At 41.5% G+C, this 7,483-nt stretch carries 6 protein-coding genes; 5 read left to right on the forward strand and 1 reads right to left on the reverse strand.

Going from position 1 to position 7,483, the window contains the following annotated elements; genetic code table 11:
* Positions 1 to 35: 35 nt before the first annotated feature.
* Complete coding sequence (gene gap, locus BKK52_RS06875) at positions 36 to 1,055, reverse strand: type I glyceraldehyde-3-phosphate dehydrogenase (protein WP_077421925.1); 1,020 nt, start codon at positions 1,053 to 1,055, stop codon at positions 36 to 38.
* A gap of 249 nt (positions 1,056 to 1,304) precedes the next feature.
* Here gap and gmk point away from each other — a divergent pair, with 249 nt between their 5' ends.
* From gmk to murI, 5 genes are all read left to right on the forward strand, one after another.
* The gene (gmk, locus tag BKK52_RS06880; RefSeq protein WP_077421910.1) at positions 1,305 to 1,931 is read left to right on the forward strand and encodes a guanylate kinase; all 627 of its coding nucleotides are present in this window, start codon (positions 1,305 to 1,307) and stop codon (positions 1,929 to 1,931) included.
* A gap of 64 nt (positions 1,932 to 1,995) precedes the next feature.
* Complete coding sequence (gene rpoZ, locus BKK52_RS06885) at positions 1,996 to 2,262, forward strand: DNA-directed RNA polymerase subunit omega (protein WP_077421911.1); 267 nt, start codon at positions 1,996 to 1,998, stop codon at positions 2,260 to 2,262.
* A gap of 75 nt (positions 2,263 to 2,337) precedes the next feature.
* Positions 2,338 to 4,449 (forward strand): bifunctional GTP diphosphokinase/guanosine-3',5'-bis pyrophosphate 3'-pyrophosphohydrolase, encoded by a 2,112-nt coding sequence (spoT, locus tag BKK52_RS06890; protein ID WP_077478338.1) that lies wholly within the window; start codon positions 2,338 to 2,340, stop codon positions 4,447 to 4,449.
* Positions 4,450 to 4,458: 9 nt separating this feature from the next.
* Positions 4,459 to 6,540: an ATP-dependent DNA helicase RecG gene (gene recG, locus BKK52_RS06895; RefSeq protein WP_077478340.1), complete on the forward strand. Its 2,082-nt coding sequence runs from the start codon at positions 4,459 to 4,461 to the stop codon at positions 6,538 to 6,540.
* A gap of 29 nt (positions 6,541 to 6,569) precedes the next feature.
* Complete coding sequence (gene murI / locus BKK52_RS06900; protein ID WP_077478342.1) at positions 6,570 to 7,379, forward strand: glutamate racemase; 810 nt, start codon at positions 6,570 to 6,572, stop codon at positions 7,377 to 7,379.
* The last annotated feature ends 104 nt before the right edge of the window (positions 7,380 to 7,483 follow it).

A 7,483-nucleotide genomic window follows, 5' to 3' on the forward strand; every position in this document is an offset into this window, starting at 1 on the left:
GCTCCGAAGAGCGGTTGGTTTTCCAATTATTTTGATTAAGCTTTGTAGTTGTAAACGTGTGCGACCAAGTCTAAAACTTTGTTTGAATAACCGGTTTCGTTGTCGTACCAAGATACAAGTTTCACGAAAGTATCGGTTAATGCGATACCTGCATCGGCATCAAATACAGAAGTTAATGCACAACCGTTAAAGTCAGTAGAAACAACAGCATCTTCAGTGTAGCCTAACACGCCTTTTAATTCGCCGTTGAAAGTTTTACCTTCAGCAGCATCTTTGATTGCTTGCTTGATTTGCTCGTAAGTTGCTGGTTTTTCAAGGTTTACTGTTAAATCAACAACAGAAACGTTTGGTGTAGGAACACGGAAAGCCATACCGGTTAATTTACCGTTTAATGCCGGTAATACTTTACCTACCGCTTTTGCCGCACCAGTTGAAGATGGGATGATGTTTTGTGCTGCACCACGACCACCGCGCCAGTCTTTTGCAGATGGACCATCAACGGTTTTTTGTGTTGCAGTGGTTGCGTGAACGGTTGTCATTAAACCATCTTTGATACCGAAAGTTTCGTGAACAACACGTGCTAAAGGTGCTAAACAGTTAGTTGTACAAGATGCGTTAGACACGATGTCTTGACCAGCATAAGCATTGAAGTTTACGCCACGTACGAACATTGGGGTTGCATCTTTAGATGGACCGGTTAAAACCACTTTTTTCGCACCCGCAGTGATGTGTTTACGTGCTGTTTCATCAGTTAAGAATAAACCTGTTGCTTCAACGGCGACATCCACACCGATTGCACCCCAGTTTAAGTTTGCCGGATCGCGCTCTGAAGTGACACGGATCGCTTTACCGTTAACCACTAAGTTACCGTCTTTAACTTCAACAGTACCATCGAAACGACCGTGAGTTGAATCATATTTCAACATATAAGCCATGTATTCAACATCAATTAAGTCGTTGATGCCGACTACTTCAATGTCATCACGCTGTTGTGCTGCGCGGAATACAATACGACCGATACGACCGAAACCATTAATACCAATTTTAATAGCCATAAGATTTTCACCTTTTTAGTTAAGTTAAACAAACAGTTATGTTTCAGAAACAAGAATTGCTTCCCAAAAACATCGGGCGGATTATAGCACGGGCATTTGGATAAAACTAGAAATGGCAATTTATTTTTGTGATCTAGGTCAAAGTTACTTTTTTCATCTATAAAATTTCCGGAAAAAGTGACCGCACTTTAATGATTTTTTGTCAAAGACTCGGCATAATAACCTGAAATTTCTAAAAAGGTTGGTGCTATGTCTCAAGGTAATTTATATATTCTTTCTGCCCCAAGTGGCGCAGGTAAATCTTCGCTGATTTCTGCCTTATTGGAACAGGATTCTTCCACTCCTAAGATGGTGTCGATTTCTCACACGACCCGCCCTCCACGCCCGGGGGAAATTGATGGTGTGCATTACTATTTTGTGTCTAAAGAAGAATTTGAATCCCTCATTGAACAAGACCTGTTTTTGGAATATGCCACAGTGTTTGGCGGCAATTATTATGGTACTTCATTGCCGGCAATTGAGGAGAACCTTGCGAGAGGCATTGATGTTTTTTTAGATATTGATTGGCAGGGGGCGCAGCAAATTCGCAAAAAAGTGGAGGATGTCAAAAGTATTTTTATTCTCCCTCCCTCATTGCCGGAATTGGAGCGTCGGTTGATTGGGCGAGGGCAGGATAGCGAAGAGGTGATTGCTGAACGTATGGCGAAAGCGAAAAATGAAATTTCTCATTACGATGAATATGATTATGTCATTGTCAATGATAATTTCGAGCAAGCATTAGCGGATTTACAGAGTATTTTACGGGCAGAGCGTTTGACGAAAGCCTATCAACAAATAGAAAACGCGGACTTAATTCATCAACTACTGGATAAATAATATGAGATTTAGTATGATGTTTCCCCTTTATATCCCTTATTTTTTAGATAAATCGGAGTAGAATATGGCTCGTGTTACCGTGCAAGATGCAGTAGAAAAAATTGGCAATCGTTTTGATTTAATTTTAACCGCCGCACGTCGTGCAAGACAATTACAACTACACCAACGTGACCCGTTAGTACCGGAGGATAATGATAAGCCAACGGTTATTGCGTTGCGTGAAATTGAAAAAGGCTTAATCTCTAACGATATTATGGATGCGCAAGAGCATCAAGATATTGCAGCCATTCAACATACGGAAGAAGTGGCTGTTGCCTTAATTACGGAATAATTATTTAAAAAAAGTGCGGTTATTTTTACCGCACTTTTATCTCAATTCATTCAACCCGAACAAGTTAGGTGTCCTTTGGAACTGTTTGCAGATTTAAACCGAATCATTCAGGGGTATTTGCCCGCAGATAAAATTGAATTAGTCAAACGTGCATTTGTTATTGCAAGAGATGCACACGAAGGGCAGTTCCGCTCAAGTGGCGAACCTTATATCACTCACCCTGTAGCAGTGGCGGCTATCCTTGCTCAAATGCACTTGGATCACGAAGCGGTGATGGCGGCATTATTGCATGATGTGATTGAAGATACCCCTTATACGGAAGCACAACTCAGTGCCGAATTTGGCTCAAGTGTCGCTGAAATTGTCGAGGGCGTTTCTAAACTTGATAAACTCAAATTCCGTACCCGCCAAGAAGCGCAAGTGGAAAATTTTCGCAAAATGATTTTGGCTATGACCCGTGATATTCGGGTGGTCCTGATCAAATTGGCTGACCGAACGCATAATATGCGAACTTTAGGGGCACTTCGTCCCGATAAACGTCGCCGTATCGCAAAAGAAACACTAGAAATTTATTGTCCGCTCGCGCATCGTTTAGGCATTGAGCATATCAAAAACGAATTGGAAGATTTATCTTTCAAAGCGATGTATCCGAATCGCTATGAAGTGTTGAAGAGGTTGGTGGAAGTGGCGCGTAATAACCGTCAGGATCTGATTACACGTATTTCTAATGAAATCAAAGTGCGGTTGGAAAATACGGGAATTTTTGCCCGAGTATGGGGACGAGAAAAACATCTCTATAAAATCTATCAAAAAATGCGGGCGAAAGATCAGGAATTTCATTCCATTATGGATATTTATGCTTTTCGCATTATCGTTAAAACGGTGGATGATTGTTATCGTGCATTAGGGCAGATTCATAATCTCTATAAACCTCGTCCGGGACGAGTGAAAGACTATATTGCCGTACCCAAAGCAAACGGGTATCAATCATTACAAACATCAATGATAGGCCCTCACGGCGCGCCGGTAGAAGTGCATATCCATACGGAAGATATGGAACAAGTAGCGGAAATGGGCGTAACGGCGTACTGGGGGGGGAAAGACAACGGTAAAAATGATAGTACAACCGCCCAAGTTCGTGCACAACGTTGGCTGCAAAATTTGGTGGAAATCCAACAGAGCGTAGGAAATTCTTTTGAGTTTATAGAAAATGTCAAATCGGAATTTTTCCCGAAAGAAATTTTTGTGTTTACGCCGAAAGGCCGCATTGTCGAATTGCCGAAAGGGGCAACGGCTGTCGATTTTGCTTATGCCGTGCATTCTGATATTGGAAATACTTGTGTCGGTGTAACGGTTGAGCATAAACCTTACCCGCTTTCTCAAGCGTTAGAATCCGGTCAAACAGTCAATATCATTACAGAACCGAATGCCCATCCGGAGACAAATTGGTTGAACTTTGTGGTGACGGCACGTGCGAAAACCCGTATTCGTCATTATTTAAAACAACGTTGTGCCATTGATGCAATAAAACTCGGGAAAACAGAATTAAACTCAGCATTGCAGCCTCATTCTTTGGATGCACTTTCTCCACAGCAAATTCAATCCGCTTTGGAAGATCTCAAACTTTCTTCTATTGACGAATTATTACGTGAAATAGGCTTAGGCAATTTGCTTGCTTCAGTGGTTGCACACCAATTGATCGGCGAAAAAATTGAGATTGATGTGGATGGCAATATGCAAAATCACGGTAATACATTAATTATTTCACCGACACTGATGACGAACACACAATTTGCACAATGTTGTCACCCCATTCCGGGGGATCCTATTGTTGGAAATAGTACACTCAATAATGGATTAGTGATCCATCATTGTCGGTGCAGCAACCTTAAAAATGCTCATCAGCTGGTGCAGGCTAAGTGGGAAGAGGGGCAAAGTGCGGTCAATTTTGATGCAGAATTACGGGTTGAAATTTTAAATGAGCAGGGCGCATTACCGAGTTTGATGACCGCAATCACTGCGAGTGAGGGGGGGATTCAAAATATTTGGACGGAAGAATTAGAAAATTCGCTTCTACTTGTGATTTTGCAAATCAGCGTGAAAGATTTGAAACATCTTGAAAACGTTTTACACCGTATTAAAGGGATTACCGGTGTAGTGAGTGTAAAACGAAACATTAATGCCTGATAATGAACTATGAGCCTTTCATTGCTTGATGCGATTCCTCTCACAACGCTTTCCGGCGTTGGCGCAGCTGTCTCCGCTAAACTGAGCAAAATTGGCATTAATAATTTACAAGATCTCCTTTTCCATTTGCCGATTCGTTATGAGGATCGCACAAGAATTACACCTATCGCCCATCTTCGTCCCGAGCAATATTTCACCATCGAGGGAATGGTACAAACCAGTGAAGTCACCTTTGGACGTCGACCAATTCTCTCTGTCAGTTTGTCAGACGGTACTTCAAAAATTATGTTACGTTTTTTCAACTTTAATGCGGGAATGCGTAATAGTTTTCAAATTGGTGTGCGGGTTAAAGCCTTTGGTGAAGTCAAACGTGGTCGTCATATGGCGGAAATTCATCATCCGGAATATCAGATTTTACGGGATAACTCGCCGCTTATTTTAGAAGAAACCCTCACCCCTATTTATTCCACCACGGAAGGGTTAAAACAAAATTCATTACGAAAGTTGACGGATCAGGCTTTAGCCTTATTGGATAAAGTACAGATTGCGGAAATTTTACCTCGGGAATTTAATCCCCATCCATTCAGTTTGAAAGAAGCGCTTCGTTTATTACATCGTCCCCCACCGGATGTCTCGTTAGAAATGCTCGAACAAGGCAAGCACCCTGCACAACAACGGTTAATTTTTGAAGAATTACTCGCCCATAATCTTGCTATGCAAAAAGTGCGGTTAGGAACGCAACAGTTTTTGGCATTGCCGCTTGCCCATCAGACGGATTTAAAACAGCGATTTCTCGCCGGTTTACCTTTTCAGCCCACCAATGCGCAAAAACGTGTGGTGCAAGACATTGAACAGGATATGCAAAAAAATTATCCGATGATGCGTTTGGTACAGGGTGACGTGGGATCCGGTAAAACCTTGGTGGCTGCACTTGCGGCACTATTGGCGATTGATAATGGCAAACAGGTGGCATTGATGGCTCCCACAGAAATTTTAGCCGAACAACATGCCAATAATTTTCGTCAATGGTTTGAGCCTTTGGGATTTAATGTCGGCTGGTTGGCAGGAAAGGTCAAAGGGAAAGTGCGTCAAGCTACATTAGAAACTATTAAAAACGGATCGGTTCAAATGATAGTCGGCACTCACGCGCTATTTCAAGAAGAAGTGGAATTTTATGATCTTGCTCTTGTTATCATTGATGAACAACACCGCTTTGGCGTTCATCAGCGTTTAATGCTGAGAGAAAAAGGCGAGAAAGCGGGGTTTTATCCCCATCAGTTAATTATGACCGCAACACCGATTCCAAGAACATTGGCGATGACGGTCTATGCGGATTTGGATACCTCTATTATTGATGAGCTACCTCCGGGGCGTACACCGATTACTACCGTTGTGATTTCTGAAGAACGACGGGATGAAATTGTTGAGCGGGTGAAAAAAGCCTGTGTTAATGAAAAACGCCAAGCCTACTGGGTCTGCACCTTAATTGATGAATCCGAAGTCTTAGAAGCTCAAGCAGCGGAAGCGATTTGGGAAGATTTAACTAAGGCTCTGCCTATGTTAAAAATTGGTTTGGTACATGGGCGAATGAAGCCGCAAGAAAAACAAAATGTGATGATGCAATTTAAGTATGCCGAACTAGAACTATTGGTAGCGACAACGGTGATTGAGGTGGGGGTGGATGTGCCGAATGCCAGTTTAATGATTATCGAAAATGCGGAGCGATTGGGATTATCGCAACTTCATCAATTACGAGGAAGGGTTGGACGAGGGAGTACAGCTTCTTTTTGTGTGTTAATGTATAAACCGCCGCTGGGGAAAGTGTCACAAAAACGTTTGCAAGTGTTGCGTGATAGCCAAGATGGTTTTGTGATTTCAGAAAAAGATTTGGAAATTCGAGGGCCAGGCGAGGTGCTAGGGACAAAACAAACGGGCGTTGCGGAATTTAAAGTCGCAAATTTAATGCGGGATCGTAAGATGATTCCAATGGTGCAACACTATGCCAAACAGCTGATTCAACAATATCCGGATGTGGCGGAAAGCTTAATTCAACGTTGGTTGAATCAAAAAGAAATCTATTCAAACGCTTAAAAAGTGCGGTCAATTTAAAAAGAATTTTTATGAGTATAAAAAAAGCATACCCCACCGTCCTTTTTTTTGATTCCGGCGTGGGGGGATTCAGCGTTTATCGTGAGACAAAAAAATTGTTACCTGATTGGCATTATCTCTATTGTTTTGATAATGCCGGTTTTCCCTATTCAGAACGTTCGGAGGAAAGTATTATTCAACGTACCTTGGCGGTTTGTCGGTTGATTAATGGGCAACATCCTTTAGATGCCATTGTGATTGCCTGTAATACCGCAAGCACGGTTGTTTTGCCAACTTTACGAGAAAATTTTTCCATTCCGATTATCGGTACGGTTCCGGCAATTAAACCTGCTGCAGAGATTTCAAAGACAAAACATATTGGATTATTGGCAACAAAAGGGACAGTAAAACGCCATTATGTGGATGAGCTGATCAATAAATTTGCTAAAAATTACCGAGTGGAACGTTTAGGATCGACAAGATTAGTGGAAATTGCCGAACAAAAAATTCGTGGTTATTCGGTAGATTTGATTGCCATAAAAGATGAATTATCGTCTTGGTTGGATATGTCGGATTTGGATACGCTGGTTTTAGGTTGCACGCATTTTCCTTTAATAAAAGATGAAATCCAATTATGCTTGCCTCAAGTGAAACATTTCATGGATCCGGGGGCGGCTATCGCAAAACGCATTAAATCCTTGTTGGATGGAGTGGATGTGAAAAATCAGAGCGAAAAAGTGAATCAAATGTTTTGCACGAAACATTTTCCGGAAGAATTGCAATTTAAAAAAATATTGCCTTTATGGGGATTTGATTCTCTGAATATAATAGAAATTGAATAAAAAATAGTTGATTTGCTGAAGTTTTCAGCAAAAGAAAGAAAAATTAATTTTTTTAAAAAAAAACACTTGCGTGGCATTAAAAAATGCCTATAATACGCCGCACA

The organism is Rodentibacter trehalosifermentans, assembly GCF_002000545.1.
In the GTDB taxonomy this organism is placed as follows: domain Bacteria; phylum Pseudomonadota; class Gammaproteobacteria; order Enterobacterales; family Pasteurellaceae; genus Rodentibacter; species Rodentibacter trehalosifermentans.

What these genes read in the sequence shown, in the direction of transcription:
- gap (WP_077421925.1), bottom strand. Translation starts at nt 1,055, where the DNA reads ATGGCTATTAAAATTGGTATTAATGGTTTCGGTCGTATCGGTCGTATT.
- recG (WP_077478340.1), top strand. Translation starts at nt 4,459, where the DNA reads ATGAGCCTTTCATTGCTTGATGCGATTCCTCTCACAACGCTTTCCGGC.
- rpoZ (WP_077421911.1), top strand. Translation starts at nt 1,996, where the DNA reads ATGGCTCGTGTTACCGTGCAAGATGCAGTAGAAAAAATTGGCAATCGT.
- murI (WP_077478342.1), top strand. Translation starts at nt 6,570, where the DNA reads ATGAGTATAAAAAAAGCATACCCCACCGTCCTTTTTTTTGATTCCGGC.
- gmk (WP_077421910.1), top strand. Translation starts at nt 1,305, where the DNA reads ATGTCTCAAGGTAATTTATATATTCTTTCTGCCCCAAGTGGCGCAGGT.